The 13477-nt window shown below is 47.0% G+C and carries 11 protein-coding genes and 1 tRNA gene; 2 read left to right on the plus strand and 10 right to left on the minus strand.

From position 1 onward, the window contains the following. Positions 1-12: 12 nt before the first annotated feature. From AC5ZC7_RS19950 to AC5ZC7_RS19965, 4 genes are all read right to left on the minus strand, one after another. Complete coding sequence (locus AC5ZC7_RS19950) at positions 13-651, minus strand: uracil-DNA glycosylase family protein (RefSeq protein WP_496157134.1); 639 nt, start codon at positions 649-651, stop codon at positions 13-15. Positions 652-902: 251 nt separating this feature from the next. Further along, positions 903-975: transfer RNA gene (locus tag AC5ZC7_RS19955), tRNA-Lys, on the minus strand. Between the two features lie 77 nt (positions 976-1052). Continuing rightward, positions 1053-3479: a penicillin acylase family protein gene (locus tag AC5ZC7_RS19960; protein ID WP_496157133.1), complete on the minus strand. Its 2427-nt coding sequence runs from the start codon at positions 3477-3479 to the stop codon at positions 1053-1055. Between the two features lie 52 nt (positions 3480-3531). Next, positions 3532-4647 (minus strand): aminotransferase class I/II-fold pyridoxal phosphate-dependent enzyme, encoded by a 1116-nt coding sequence (locus AC5ZC7_RS19965; protein ID WP_496157132.1) that lies wholly within the window; start codon positions 4645-4647, stop codon positions 3532-3534. Between the two features lie 78 nt (positions 4648-4725). Here AC5ZC7_RS19965 and AC5ZC7_RS19970 point away from each other — a divergent pair, with 78 nt between their 5' ends. Continuing rightward, complete coding sequence (locus AC5ZC7_RS19970; RefSeq protein WP_496157131.1) at positions 4726-5322, plus strand: tRNA isopentenyl-2-thiomethyl-A-37 hydroxylase MiaE; 597 nt, start codon at positions 4726-4728, stop codon at positions 5320-5322. A 106-nt stretch (positions 5323-5428) separates the two neighbouring features. Here the strand turns inward: AC5ZC7_RS19970 and AC5ZC7_RS19975 are convergent, their stop codons facing one another. After that, positions 5429-7699: a patatin-like phospholipase family protein gene (locus AC5ZC7_RS19975; protein ID WP_496157130.1), complete on the minus strand. Its 2271-nt coding sequence runs from the start codon at positions 7697-7699 to the stop codon at positions 5429-5431. Between the two features lie 222 nt (positions 7700-7921). Here AC5ZC7_RS19975 and AC5ZC7_RS19980 point away from each other — a divergent pair, with 222 nt between their 5' ends. Beyond that, positions 7922-9382 carry an MFS transporter gene (locus AC5ZC7_RS19980; RefSeq protein ID WP_496157129.1) on the plus strand — a complete coding sequence of 487 codons (1461 nt, stop codon included), beginning with the start codon at positions 7922-7924 and terminating at the stop codon, positions 9380-9382. A gap of 98 nt (positions 9383-9480) precedes the next feature. Here the strand turns inward: AC5ZC7_RS19980 and AC5ZC7_RS19985 are convergent, their stop codons facing one another. From AC5ZC7_RS19985 to AC5ZC7_RS20005, 5 genes are all read right to left on the minus strand, one after another. Then, positions 9481-10452: a GSCFA domain-containing protein gene (locus AC5ZC7_RS19985; RefSeq protein WP_496157128.1), complete on the minus strand. Its 972-nt coding sequence runs from the start codon at positions 10450-10452 to the stop codon at positions 9481-9483. 9 nt (positions 10453-10461) lie between these two features. Then, positions 10462-11313, minus strand: a complete 852-nt coding sequence (locus AC5ZC7_RS19990; protein ID WP_496157127.1) for a hydroxymethylglutaryl-CoA lyase-like TIM-barrel protein — start codon at positions 11311-11313, stop codon at positions 10462-10464. Between the two features lie 131 nt (positions 11314-11444). Further along, positions 11445-12266 carry a 23S rRNA (guanosine(2251)-2'-O)-methyltransferase RlmB gene (gene rlmB / locus AC5ZC7_RS19995; RefSeq protein ID WP_496157126.1) on the minus strand — a complete coding sequence of 274 codons (822 nt, stop codon included), beginning with the start codon at positions 12264-12266 and terminating at the stop codon, positions 11445-11447. Positions 12267-12286: 20 nt separating this feature from the next. Further along, positions 12287-12850: an NUDIX domain-containing protein gene (locus AC5ZC7_RS20000; RefSeq protein WP_496157125.1), complete on the minus strand. Its 564-nt coding sequence runs from the start codon at positions 12848-12850 to the stop codon at positions 12287-12289. Positions 12851-12968: 118 nt separating this feature from the next. Beyond that, a complete protein-coding gene (locus AC5ZC7_RS20005) occupies positions 12969-13409 on the minus strand; it encodes a GNAT family N-acetyltransferase (protein ID WP_496157124.1) in 441 nt (146 codons plus the stop codon). Positions 13410-13477 lie beyond the last annotated feature (68 nt).

A 13477-nucleotide genomic window follows, 5' to 3' on the forward strand; every position in this document is an offset into this window, starting at 1 on the left:
TTTAATGATTTTTTACATTGAAAATTGTTGACGATAGTAGTCCACTTTAAAATCATATACAGGCCTGGCCGACCCTACATATTTATTCCTGTTGTTCAGATAAAGTGGATGCCTCGACAAGGAAACGTTAGATGAACCTGAAGGGGAATACAAGGCTTTTAATAGCACAGGCCTGCCAAATATCGATGGGCTCAAAAGCACTTCCCTATTCCTTCGCACAGCAGGTGTTATTTTCTGGCCAAGAATATCAGAATAAAACAACCTGAACGCGTTATTTTTTCCAAATGAGCTGGTACAAAGAATACGGTCAATTTTTGACTGTGCAATCTGCACTCTGATTTCATGATGCAATATCTCTGGAATAAGGTCCTGATCTAAAGCAGTTGGATTTACCCGGCGGCATTGTCTGACAGTATCAGTCACGGCAATCTTTCTATCGTTTAAGAAAGATATCACACCGCTTAATGTAATCGGCTTTTGCAATGAGTCTGGAAACGCATCACTGAGCAAATTCCAGATACTATTCCTGTTGCCGTAGAAAAAAGGAATTTGAAAGTTTCCGACGTCATGCGGATGAATTGTCCCAAGTATTAATGAAGTACTTTCAGGGGAAATAGGATACCTGTCCAGGTATTGGTGTTTCGTAATCATGGGGTATATATTGAGGAATAATTGAGGGATAATTTCTATTTTACAGCTGTTCAGTTACATGATATCATAGCGTGTATATATTTATAGTAAACAATAATTAGTAAATTCTATGATCAAAAGATACTAATTTACTGCAACATTTTCGCACTTAAAACTAAGTAACCACGAATCGCAATTTCGCACTTTGATAGACTAACAAATAGCCTAAAACAACAAAGCCCGCGCATCGCGCAGGCTTTGAAAATTTCCAGTGATCCCCTTGGGACTCGAACCCAAGACCCATACATTAAAAGTGTATTGCTCTACCAACTGAGCTAGGGAATCGTTAACCCCGTTTGTTTAACGGAGTGCAAAGATAGGAATTATTCAATTCCTACCAAATTTTGTTGAAATTATTTTTATCATTTCCCTGTAAACACCACCTTGTAGCGGATTACAGCGTCATCTTTTTCTGCAGGATTAAAAATACGCAGCTGATAATACTTGCCCGATGCCCAGTCATTTACACTGTTATCATAAAACGGACTACCTGGATTTCCGCTTTGGCCGCCGGGATAGATGCCGAAGGCCTCTGTTTTATCGGAGAGCTGTACGATCATGCGCCAGGAAGGGCCATGGGTCTGCTTGGTAGCGTTTACGATATGTTGACCACCGCCGGTGTTGAGATGTTGCGCACTAAAGGCGGGGATACCGCGGGAGAGGTGATTGATATCGGTGCCGCGGGCTTTACCAAGTTCCAGTTTGCCGGCTTTATTCAGTTCTGCCATGTCTTTTACGATGGCCACGAAAGCGCCGTGCATCAGCTGCGACAACGTTTCCTTTTCCGGCGTGTTGATGTTATCGATGAAATGGAAAGCGGTATCATGTAGCAGCAGTTGCAGCGTGGTGATAGATTGCGGATATGCGAGAATAGTGGTGTCTTTAGGCCTCAGTTCATCCTGCCAGATGGTATCTTCCAGGCGGCTCCAGAATGCATTGAAGATGGTAGCGGCTTTGCTGTCGGGTGTGGCCATGCAATCCCAGGAGGAGAGCAGTTGCCAGTAGGGTTGCTCTTGTGCAGTGAGCGAGGTGCTGTCGATATGTTGCCTGATCATGGGCAGTGCTGCGGCGGCGAACAGGTTTTTATCATCATTTTGCAGGTGCTGCATATCCAGGGTGGTGATGGCATTCATGGCTGCGAGCCGTTCGTTGATACGTGCACCGCGATACAGGTCATACTCTCCGTATAATGCGTACGGATAGGTGCTATCGGTAGCGCGTTGATTGGCGGAGCTCACGAAGCCACGGGCCGGATTCTTGATATGCGGTAATTCTTCATGTGGAATAAATCCCTGCCAGGCGTAGCTGCTGTCGGCGCCGGGCATGATCCATTTACCCTGATCTTTCCAGCGCAGTGGGTATTGGCCGTTATGCCAGATGGCGATATCGCCGGCTTTATCGGCGAATACAAAGTTCTGGGCCGGACAGGTATACGTAGCAATGGCGGCCACATAATCGTCGTAATTACGGGCTTTATTGAGCTTGTTGAAGGTGGCGAGTTCGTTGGATGGATCCAGGGCTTTCCAGCGCATGGCGAGGAAGGTTTCGCGGGCCGTTTTGTCGGGGAAGGTATTATCAAAGATCACGGGGCCGAATACGGTGTATGCAACGGTATCGTGTATGGTGGCGCCGCCTCTTACTTTGATATCTTCCACGCGCAGGTCGGCTTTGCGATAGCTGCCGTTATAGAGGTATTCGCTGACACCGTTGCGGAACTGCATACGGTAGTAGTCTTTCACGTCTTCTTCGCCGTTGGTGACGCCCCAGGCGATGTGGTCATTGAAACCGATGATGACGCCGGGAGCGCCGGGTAGCGAGGCGCCGTAAACGTTCATATCGGGGGTATGTATTTGCACTTCGTACCAGAGCGAGGGTAATGATAATCCCAGGTGGGGATCGCTGCAGAGGATGGGGGCGCCCGAGCGTGTTTTGCTGCCTGCTACGGCCCAGTTGTTACTGCCATTGGCCGGATCCGGCTTATCCATTTTAAATTTCATGAAGGCAGCATCGGCGGCTTGTATGCTGTCGGGCGGCGCGGTGGCTTTGGCGGAGGCTTTAGCATATGCAGTGCCTTTAGGGATGATGGGATCGGTGGCATCATGAAAATCCGGGTATAGGAGGTTGAAATCCTCCATGGAAAAGAGGCGGCGGGCATTGGTGAACTCAAGATCATTACAGAAGCCCGACAGGTCATGTGCCATGTATTTCAGCAGCAGGGCGGATTTGATCACATCCCACTGTTCTGGTTTATAGTCCAGGATTTTATATTCTACGGGATAGGTAGCAGGTGTGAGCGTGGCGATGTAGGCGTTAATGCCTGCTGCATAGCTGGTAACAGCCGTTTTGGTGGCCGGGTCGGCCATCATCTCTTTCACGGTGCCTTCTGCGCCGTATACCATGCCCAAACGCCGTTGCCGGCGATCATACTGGATCAGTTTGGGGCCGAGTATCTCGGATAAGCGGCCGGCGGCGGCCATGGTTTGCAGTTCCATTTGCCAGAGACGGTCGCGGGCAGTTACATATCCTTGTACATAGTACGCGTCGGCTTCATTTTCCGCGAATATATGCGGCACCATGCGGTCATCGTACCATACTTCTGTTTTGCCGGTGAGGCCCGGTAATACCAGTTGTTCACGGGGGAATTCACCAATAGGTTCGGCATTTTGCCAGAAGCCTGTCTGTGGACTTAACAGCTTGCCCAGCGGTGGTATTTGTCCCAGTTTGTGACTGAAAGCATAAGTAAGTGATAATGTGACAGCGGCGGTAACAATTGCGGGAATGAGTCTCATATTACAAATCGGATGTAATATGTAAAATACATCAAATTTGATTCATAACCGCCTATGCCGACAATACTTTTATCAGCTGATTTACATCTGCAACGGTATTAAAACTATGCAGTACAATCCGCAGTCGTTCAGCGCCTTTGGGAACCGTAGGATGCAGGATAGGACGCACATCCAGCCCTGCCTGCTGCAGGGAGGCTGCTATCTGGCGGGTACGTTCATTACCCCGGATCAGGACCGCCTGTATAGGCGTGCTACTGGGTAGCAGTTCCATGTTTGGCAGTCCTGCCTGAAATTGACGAATCAGTTGTTGTAATTGCGTCCTTTCGGCCTGCATATAAGGGAAAGCAGCATAGCCGGCTTCTATGGCCGCCAGTGCGGCGGGCGGAAGTGCTGTTGTATAGATGAATGACCGGGAGAAGTTAATCAGGTAGTCGCGTAAGGTCTGCGAACCCAGTACCACGGCGCCATGACAACCAACGGCCTTTCCGAAAGTATGTATGCGGGCAAAGCAGGCACCGGTTAATTGCAGTTGCTGCACCAGCCCCTCTCCCCTGTCGCCGATCACGCCGGTGGCATGGGCTTCATCTACCACCAGGTGGGCGCCATATTGACTGCAAAGTGCGGCCATGGCTGTGAGCGGCGCCATATCGCCATCCATGGAGTATACGGATTCTACGGCTACAAATATATTCCCGGTGGCATTTTTAATCTTTTTCTCCAGGTCTGCTACATCATTATGCAAAAAAGAAAACGACTGCGCAGCCGATAACCTCACGCCATCGCGGATGGAAGCATGTATCAACTGATCGTAAATAATCGTATCCCCTTTCCGGCCCACGCAGGAAAACACACCGAGATTGGCATCATAGCCGGAATTATACAGCAGTCCGGCGGGGGCCTGGTGAAAATCAGCCAGGTCTTTCTCTACAGACATCACCCACTCATAGTTCCCTGCCAGCAAACGCGATCCGGTGCTGCCATGCGCCGGATGCCGTTCTTCCATCAGCCGGTGAATATCAGCGCGAACAGCGGCATTTTGAGTCAGTCCCAGGTAATCATTGGAACAAAAATCCACTTTGCCCGCAGGCAGGCGCAACTCACGAAACGACTGCTGCGCACGGCGTTCATCCAGCCATGGTATTAAAAAAGAGGCGTCATCCTTACGCATAGAACTGTTTTTAGCAATGCACAATTTAAACTTTGCCGTTATCTTCGCAAAAAAGCGATCAGCTAACGGTTATTTCAAATGAGCAAAGTATCAATACTCGGACTAAAACTACCTACTGACCCACGATGGGTAAATCTGGCGGCAATTTCACTGCAGGACATTCTTACGGATCATGCCTACTGTGAGCAAAAAGCTGCCTCTTCTGCTATTTCCCTGATCCAGCGCAACCCGGAAAGAACCCGGATGGTAGAGGAACTGGCGCCTATTGTTACGGAAGAATGGGGCCATTTCCGGCAGGTACTGGCAGAAATGAAGAAACGTGGCTTGTCACTGGGCCGGCAACGGAAAGATGACTATGTCAACGCCCTGATGGAGCGTCGCGTAAAAGGCGGCCATGCAGACGACAGCTTCCTCGACGCCCTCTTAATATTTGCACTTATCGAAGCACGCAGCTGCGAACGTTTTCGTTTGTTAAGTGAAGGTTTGGAAGATGAATACATGAGAGAGTTCTACCGCAAATTCATGATCTCGGAAGCGGGGCACTACCGGCTCTTTATCGATCTCTCCAACGAATATTTCCCGGAAGAAAAAGTAAGAACCCGCTGGCAGGAATGGTTGAAAATGGAAGCAGACATCCTCGAAAATATTGAAGTGCGCGGAGACAGAATGCACTGAACCAGCTTTTAGCTGTTAGCGTTTAGCTATTAGCAAATGCAGCGAAGATGATAATATGTTGGTCTTCGCTGCATTTGCTAATAGCTAAACGCTAACAGCTAAAAGCTCAAAAATTGAATCCCATATTTACATAAAACTTCAGCTTACCCGCCTGATCGCTGTACATCAGCGTGGCTTCAATCGGCCCTAACCGGCTGCTATAGCCGGCTCCCAGTCCGTAACCGCTCAGATATTTATACCGGTTTCCTCCCGTCAACTCCCCATCATATACAGCCGCACCCACTCTTGGTATAGCATATAAATTGCGGATAAACTCATATTGCCATGCTACCTGCACGGCGCCTATTTTCGGCGTAATCACCTCTCCTTCGTATAAGCCAACAAAAGGTACCTGGTTACGTATTACGTTGTTCATACCACCTACTATATAGCCGTTGATAACAGATTCCTTATAATTCAGGTTATAGCCAATGTTGCCATCCAGCTCCAGGGTCGACTTACGCCCCATCGGAATATAATACTTCATGTTCAGGATAAACCGCTGGTAGTCATCAAAACGGATACCAAGGCTGTCGAGTCCCAGCTCCTGGCCACCAGAGCTCAGTTTGATGCCGGAATGCTGATTGTAGATATACCCTGCCTCAAAATCCAGCTGCAAGCCTTTGGTAGGATATATTTTCTGATTCAGGGAATTAATACCAAAAGAGAGATAAGTATTCAGCTGGTTGGTGCTGCCACGCACATCTGTGAACTGGGAGAACTGCGGTTTAAATTTGATGTACTCCCAACGCGTTCCGGCACCAATAGACATATCCCGGTTAATAGTATACTGCATATCCATATTGGCATTGGCATACTTGCTACGATAAGGCTGTAGCCGCGCAAACTCATCGTCATAAAAGGTGAGTCCATTATTTTCGTAATAGGTACTTAACCCAAATCCAAAATTACGGCTGCGCCCCAGGTACTTGAAGTATTCGGCTTCCAGCCGCGGGTTTTCACTGATGGCCACCGTAACAAAAGAACGGGAGTTAGGCACAATGAAATTCCGTTGCGTCAGGTTCACGATAGCATTGGCGCCAGTTAAGGTATTATAGTTCAACGCTACCTTCACATAGGTAAGCGGATTCTCTTCTACGGTAATATCCATGCGGCTCTTACCATAACCTTCCGGCACCAGGTTATAGGTAATCAATTTATAAAAGCGGGTACCGTATACGTTCAAAATCGCATTTCTTAATTGTGCAGATGTATAACAACCATTGGGCTTGAGGTGTAACCGTTGCAGAAAAAATTTCTGATCAGAATGTACCAGGCCGCTTACATGAATACTGCTCAACTCTATATCTGCGGAGAAAGGCAAACGCTCTGCTACAAAGGGGGCCTGGGGATACAAGGCATTCAGTGAATCTGCCAGGTGTTTAAAAACAGGATACAGCTCGTGTCCCTTTCGCCGGCCGGCTTCAATAATTGAGTCTACACTTCCGAAACTGGCAGCTGAATAATCTTCGAGCTCCTTATTCATGGGAATATAGATATCACATTTTTTGATCGCCTTTTTGAAGTCATCTGCATCTTTATAAAACCCAAGCTGGTAAAGGATATCAAAAGGAGTCAACAACTGGTCTGCTTTGCGTAAACCGCCGCTTACATTGGAGCCGATCACAATATCGGCGCCCATATCTTTGGCGGTGATCACCGGGAAGTTGCGCACCACGCCCCCATCTACCAATTTACGATCGCCGATTTTAACGGCCGTAAAAATTGACGGGATGGCCATACTGGCACGGAGACTGGTGACAACTTCTCCACTGTCCAGCGTTACAATTTCACCGGTGGCTACATCGGTGGCAATACATTTAAAAGGAATGTTGAAGTCTTCGAACTTCTTTACATCTTTTACCGGCCAGCAAAGCCGGGCCAACTCCAGCCATAAGGCTTCCCCGGAAATAACGCCGGAAGCCAGTTTGGGCTTACCGTATTCAAAAGGAATTTCTATGATATACTTGGCGTATTCTCTTTTTTCTTCGTAAGAAATATCATTCAATACGGGCTGGTTGGTAAATAAACTATTCCAGTTGAGTTTGCGGGCGGCCACTTCAATTTGTTTGCCGGAGTAGCCCATTGCATAAAGACCACCAACAATGCTGCCCATACTGGTACCGGTGAGCAGGTCTACGCGGAGTCCTGCGCTGTCAATGGCTTCCAGGATACCGATGTGCGCCAGACCACGGGCGCCACCGCCACTAAGCGTTACGCCTATTTTCGGTCTGTTACTGATAGTTTGCTGGGCCTCCACGGTATAGTGGCCAAGGGCAGTAGCTAACAGACATAAACATATTACCTTGCTGATGTAAACGGATAGTCCCTGGTTCATAGTGAATAATTGGCCCTTAATTAAAGATAAGGGATTATCGACATTAAAGATGGGGCAACACCGGAGTTTTTTAATCCAACATTTGTTCCCGACATAAATATTCATTATCTTATTCCCCTTTAATACAAAAGACATCTCTAAAAGTCTATCATCCAAAAGCTAATAACAAAAAAGTAAGACTAAAAGCTAATAGCTAAAGGCTGGCAGCTACAATTAACACGTATGAAAAACTCGCTCCCCACGCAAAACATCTGGCAGGTGATCATGGCCTCGTCAGCAGGCACACTCATTGAATGGTACGATTTCTACATCTTTGGCAGTTTATCTGCTATCATTGCCGAAAAGTTCTTTCCTCCCAGCAACCCACAACTGGCGTATATCGCCACACTGGCTACTTTTGCGGTGGGATTTATTGTACGTCCCTTCGGCGCCATTGTATTCGGACGCCTCGGAGACATGGTAGGCCGTAAATATACCTTCCTGCTTACCCTCCTCATTATGGGTGGCTCTACTTTCGCTATTGGCCTTATTCCCAGTTACCATACCATCGGTATACTGGCGCCCATACTGGTGCTTCTGCTCCGCCTGGCGCAAGGACTGGCCCTGGGTGGAGAATATGGCGGTGCAGCCACTTACGTGGCAGAACACTCCCCGGATAATCGCCGGGGTTATTACACCAGCTTCATTCAAACAACCGCTACCCTCGGACTTTTTGTATCCCTGGGCGTGATCCTGGTAACCCGCATGCTGATGTCGCCGGACGATTTCAACAACTATGGCTGGCGTATTCCTTTCTTACTGTCGGTATTACTGGTGATCATGTCGTATTACATACGGATACGCCTGCACGAATCTCCTTTGTTTGCACAAATGAAAAAAGAGGGTAAAACCTCCAGCAATCCTATCAAGGAGAGCTTTGCCAACAAAGAAAACCTGAAACTGGTCGCCATCGCCTTATTTGGCGCCGCCATGGGTCAGGGCGTGGTTTGGTACACCGGTCAGTTCTATGCCTTGTCCTTCTTACAAAAAACAATGAACATTGAATTTGTACAATCCAATGTGATCATTGCCATTGCACTGCTGTTAGGTACACCGTTTTTCATTTACTTCGGCTCACTGTCTGACCGCATAGGGCGTAAAAAAATCATGCTCACCGGCATGCTGGTAGCCGCATTGGCCTACTACCCTATTTACCACGCCATGGACAACATCGGCAATGTGAAGCTGAAAACGGAGCAAACCGAACTCTTTAAAATTGAAAGCAATACCGCCAAAAATGATGCAGGTGAAATGATCACCAAAACCACCCGCGTTCACAGCTATTCCGACGGCAGTACCCTCAAAGAAACCGGCGATAAAAAAGAACTCACCGTGAGTAATTTTAATGTGGCCTGCCTGGTATTGCTCATCTTCATACAGGTACTTTTTGTTACCATGGTATACGCGCCTATCGCGGCTTTCCTGGTAGAACTGTTTCCTACCCGTATCCGGTATACATCGATGTCGCTGCCCTACCACATCGGGAATGGCGTATTCGGGGGATTATTACCTACCATCTCCACCATTTTGGTAACCAATACCAACAACCACCTGGCCGGATTGATTTATCCGATTGGTATTGCGGTTATCTGCTTTGTAGTAGGACTGATTTATTTGAAAGATAAAAGAGGTATTCCGCTGTAAGGAGCAGAAAGCTGAAAGCGGAAAGCTATTGTTGCGAATGATCAAAGCGTATTAATAATCGCAATGTTCATTCGCAACAATAGCTTTATACTTTATACTCAACGAAATTTTTCCAGTAAATCATCCAGTTTCAGCGCCGGATGTGCTTCCATCAAAGCATTGATTCTTGCGGTGTAAGTACGCATAAACTGCTGATGCTGGCTGCTTTCCCGGTTAAAAGGCCGGTGAGCAGCAGCCCGGTTAATATCTGCAACCTGATGCAGTAATGCCTGGCTGTCTTCACTGATGCAAGCCTTCACTACCCGTTCCCATACGTAGTTGATGGCCAGCTCGTTGGGATGTACCAGGTCTTCTTTATAAAAACGATAATCGCGTAAGTCATCTATCACCAGCTCATATGCCGGAAAATAAAAGAGGCGGTTAAATTTATTAACAAGATGATGTACTGCCTGGAGCAGTACGGCTTTGCTCAGATTGTTTTCCACCACACCATCACGGATATATCTTACCGGGCTAACGGTAAAGAGTATATTAATTTTTTTGTTACGGAAAAACAGGCGGTGCATAACGTTGTCCAGCGCGGTCACCACTTCATCTACGGTTAACAGGCGCTTATAGAAATTGCCTGCTGGTACTTTATGGCAGTTACCTACCATCCGGCTGTTTTCTTTCAACACGTAAGCATGTGCGGAGCCGAGCGTTAAAATGAGCCAGTCAGCGTTTTCGATCGACTGCACCGCGGCGGCCTGCATACGGTTAATACTTTCCAGCGTAGCTTCCGGCGTAAGACCTGAAAAACGGCTGTGGTGGTCCCAGCTATGCCAGGTATCGTTATGTTGAAATAAATCAGCGGTGGTATATACTTTGCCGTCGAGATAGCTGGTGAGGGCGTTGGTGATGCTAAGCGGGTTATATAAAATACCGTGTGGATTGATCAGGGTATTAAACCGGTGTTCCTGCAGCTTTTCTCCTATTTCTTCTGCAAAACAGGAACCCATCAGCAACAATTCCTGCTGATATTGTATATCAGTAGAAAGCGGTACTACCGGAAAATTCAAATGAAATTGCATGTATGACTGTTAATCTTTAAAAACGGCATCAGCCAGTTGCTGTGCCTTGCTGAGGGCTGCCAGATTCAGGTGCAGCGGTTCTTTGTGCTGAAAACAAAATTCCATCAGGTTTTCCGTAGCCAGGTTGCCCACCAGTTCATCTTTGGCCATCGGGCAACCGCCAATGCCTTTGAGAGAACTATCGAAACGTTTACAACCTTCTGCATAGGCCGCCTGTACCTTTTCTTCCCAGTTATAGGGCGCTGCGTGAAAATGTGCCCCGAACTCCACCGCTGGATAGGCCGGGATCAGGTGTTTAAACAACCCGGTAATAGTAGCAGGATCCGCTACCCCTACGGTATCGGCGAGGGAAATAATGCCGATTTCCATCTTCACCATTTCCGCTACCCATTGCAATACAATTTCAGGGCTGTACGGGTCGCCATAAGGGTTTCCGAATCCCATGGAAATGTATACCACCAGTTCTTTCCTGTTTTTGATACAGAGCTCCTGCATGGAATGTACCTGCTCAATAGATTCCGCGATGGTTTTATTAGTATTTCTTAACTGAAAAGTTTCCGATATGGAGAAGGGAAAGCCCAGGTATTTGATTTCATCGAATACCACTGCTTCTTCTGCTCCCCGCAAATTGGCTACAATGGCCAGCAGCTTACTATCACTGCCGGATAGCTGCAGCCGGGGTAATACGTCTTTTGTATCCGCCATTTGAGGAATGGCTTTGGGAGATACAAAACTTCCAAAATCAATCGTATCAAAACCAACTTTTAATAAAGCGTTCAGGTACTCCACCTTCTCATCTGTGCTGATCATCCGGTGCCATCCCTGCATCGCATCACGCGGGCATTCAATTAATTTTAGCATAACAAACCATTTGCGCGCAGCTTGTCCTGGGACAGGATTAAACTGATTTTACTGATTCCTATTTTTTTCTTTCAAAATCAAAAAGTAAAAATCAGTAAAATCAGTTTAATCCTGTCCCAGGACAAAATCCGCTATATATTTACAGTTCTCTGTTTCAGTGCTTCATAAAGAATAATGCCTGCTGCTACTGATACGTTAAATGATTCGAAGTTACCGGCCATAGGTATGCGGAACAGTACATCAGAAGCCTTGATCAGTGCGGGATATACGCCCTTGTCTTCCGATCCCATGATCACCGCTACCGGCTCTTTCAGATCGCAGTCGTACAGTTTGATCTCGGTTTCCATTTCACTCGCCATCACTTTAATACCGTTGAGATGCAGGGTATCAATGGCTTTATTCAGGCTATTTACGCGGCAAACAAGAATTTTTTCCAGGGCACCGGCAGAAGATTTAATGGCTTCTTCATTCAATGCAGCAATGCCTTTATCCGGGATGATGATGGCTTGTGCCCCACAACATACCGCACTACGGGCAATGGCGCCAATATTACGCACATCGGTAATACCATCCAGGATCAGGAACAGCGGTGTTTCTCCCTGGTCAATAACGTGAGAAATAACATCCTGCAAATCCAGGTAGGTAACATTCCCTGCAATCCCTACCACACCCTGGTGGTTAGCCTGCGTAAGGGCATTCAGCTTTTCTACCGGTACATAATTCACCGGGATATTGTGGGTTTGCGCCAGTTCCCTTATTTGTGGGATATTGTCGCCTGTTGCCGTGCGCAGCATATAAATGCGCTCTATGGACCTGCCGGAGCTCAAAGCTTCCAGCATAGGTTGCCGGCCAATAATCATAGATGATTGCTTGGGCCGCTGTGTTGCATATTTTTTAGGGCCACCGTGGCCATCTCTTCTTTCACCTCTGAAAGCGTTAAATTTCCTTTCCATGTGCTGCAAAGGTAACGGGTTTATTTATTTAATAAGCCCTCATAGCTCATGAGCTTCACTTTTTGTATGGCCGCTACCGACAAGGAATCCGTGATTTCGAAGTCCTGCACCATCCGGTAAGCCTCTTCAAAAGGCACTTTTTTTATATATAACTGCTCCGTTTCTTCCGGTTCAGCTTCCCGTTGTTCCAGCCCTCTGGCCAAAAATACCACCCCTTCTTCATCAGATACCGAATTAGAAAGATCTATACGGGTTATTACTTCCCAATGCGCTGCTACCAGGCCCGTTTCTTCCAGCAATTCCCTTTTGGCGCCATCCAGCGGGTCTTCTCCATGAGGTCCACCCCCTTCCGGGATTTCCCAGCTAAATCGCTGTAGAGGGAACCGGTACTGCCCTACCAGGTAAATATTCATCTCGTCATCCAGCGCCACCACACCTATCGCCAGGTTCTTAAAATGTACCACGCCGTAAATACCGGGGCCGCCGGCAGGATTCAGTACATCATGATGCCATATGCTGATCCAGTTGTTATCATATTTCGTTTCCCTGGATTGAATGGTCCAGGGGTTTTTGTTCATATCCATTGAGTGAAATTACGAATTACGAATTACGGATTACGGATTTGTGGGTAGATTTAAGCGAATGCTATTATTCGCGTTTACCATCTACCCACAAATCCGTAATTCGTAATTCGTAATTTCTTTAAAGCGACTTATAATAATAGAAAGAATTCGTATCCTTTATGAACCCTTCTTTTTCATAAAGTGCCTGTGCAGTTGTATTGGCGATATAGGTTTGTAACATCAACCAGGCGGCATCTGTTTTTTTGCCATGTGCTGCCGCAGCAGCTATCAGGGCTTTACCTGCACCCTTCCCGCGGTGTTCATCCAGTACATACAAATCGTTCAGCAGCCAGCCCCGCTTCATACCGATGGAAGTAAAGATGGGATATAATTGCGTGAACCCTACAATTTCATCTCCCTCCAGTACTACAAATATTTCGCTGTCTTTTTTAGTGATTCTATCTGTAATAAAAGCAAGTGCACCTTTGAAATCGGGGGCCTGGTCATAGTAACTGCGGTAAGCATCAAACAAAACCGCCACTTCGTTGAGGTGTAATTCCGTTGCCTGAATAACTTCCATAAAAATATTTTATTGAATGCCTCCTCAATTTAACGCATTTCCCTAACAAAAGAAAAGATGCCCTGTCC

It is taken from the genome of Chitinophaga sp. 9-1-y, from assembly GCF_059511905.2.

What these genes read in the sequence shown, in the direction of transcription:
- AC5ZC7_RS19950 (WP_496157134.1), bottom strand. Translation starts at nt 651, where the DNA reads ATGATTACGAAACACCAATACCTGGACAGGTATCCTATTTCCCCTGAA.
- AC5ZC7_RS19980 (WP_496157129.1), top strand. Translation starts at nt 7,922, where the DNA reads ATGAAAAACTCGCTCCCCACGCAAAACATCTGGCAGGTGATCATGGCC.
- AC5ZC7_RS19990 (WP_496157127.1), bottom strand. Translation starts at nt 11,313, where the DNA reads ATGCTAAAATTAATTGAATGCCCGCGTGATGCGATGCAGGGATGGCAC.
- AC5ZC7_RS20000 (WP_496157125.1), bottom strand. Translation starts at nt 12,850, where the DNA reads ATGGATATGAACAAAAACCCCTGGACCATTCAATCCAGGGAAACGAAA.
- AC5ZC7_RS19960 (WP_496157133.1), bottom strand. Translation starts at nt 3,479, where the DNA reads ATGAGACTCATTCCCGCAATTGTTACCGCCGCTGTCACATTATCACTT.
- AC5ZC7_RS19985 (WP_496157128.1), bottom strand. Translation starts at nt 10,452, where the DNA reads ATGCAATTTCATTTGAATTTTCCGGTAGTACCGCTTTCTACTGATATA.
- AC5ZC7_RS20005 (WP_496157124.1), bottom strand. Translation starts at nt 13,409, where the DNA reads ATGGAAGTTATTCAGGCAACGGAATTACACCTCAACGAAGTGGCGGTT.
- AC5ZC7_RS19970 (WP_496157131.1), top strand. Translation starts at nt 4,726, where the DNA reads ATGAGCAAAGTATCAATACTCGGACTAAAACTACCTACTGACCCACGA.
- AC5ZC7_RS19965 (WP_496157132.1), bottom strand. Translation starts at nt 4,647, where the DNA reads ATGCGTAAGGATGACGCCTCTTTTTTAATACCATGGCTGGATGAACGC.
- AC5ZC7_RS19975 (WP_496157130.1), bottom strand. Translation starts at nt 7,699, where the DNA reads ATGAACCAGGGACTATCCGTTTACATCAGCAAGGTAATATGTTTATGT.
- rlmB (WP_496157126.1), bottom strand. Translation starts at nt 12,266, where the DNA reads ATGGAAAGGAAATTTAACGCTTTCAGAGGTGAAAGAAGAGATGGCCAC.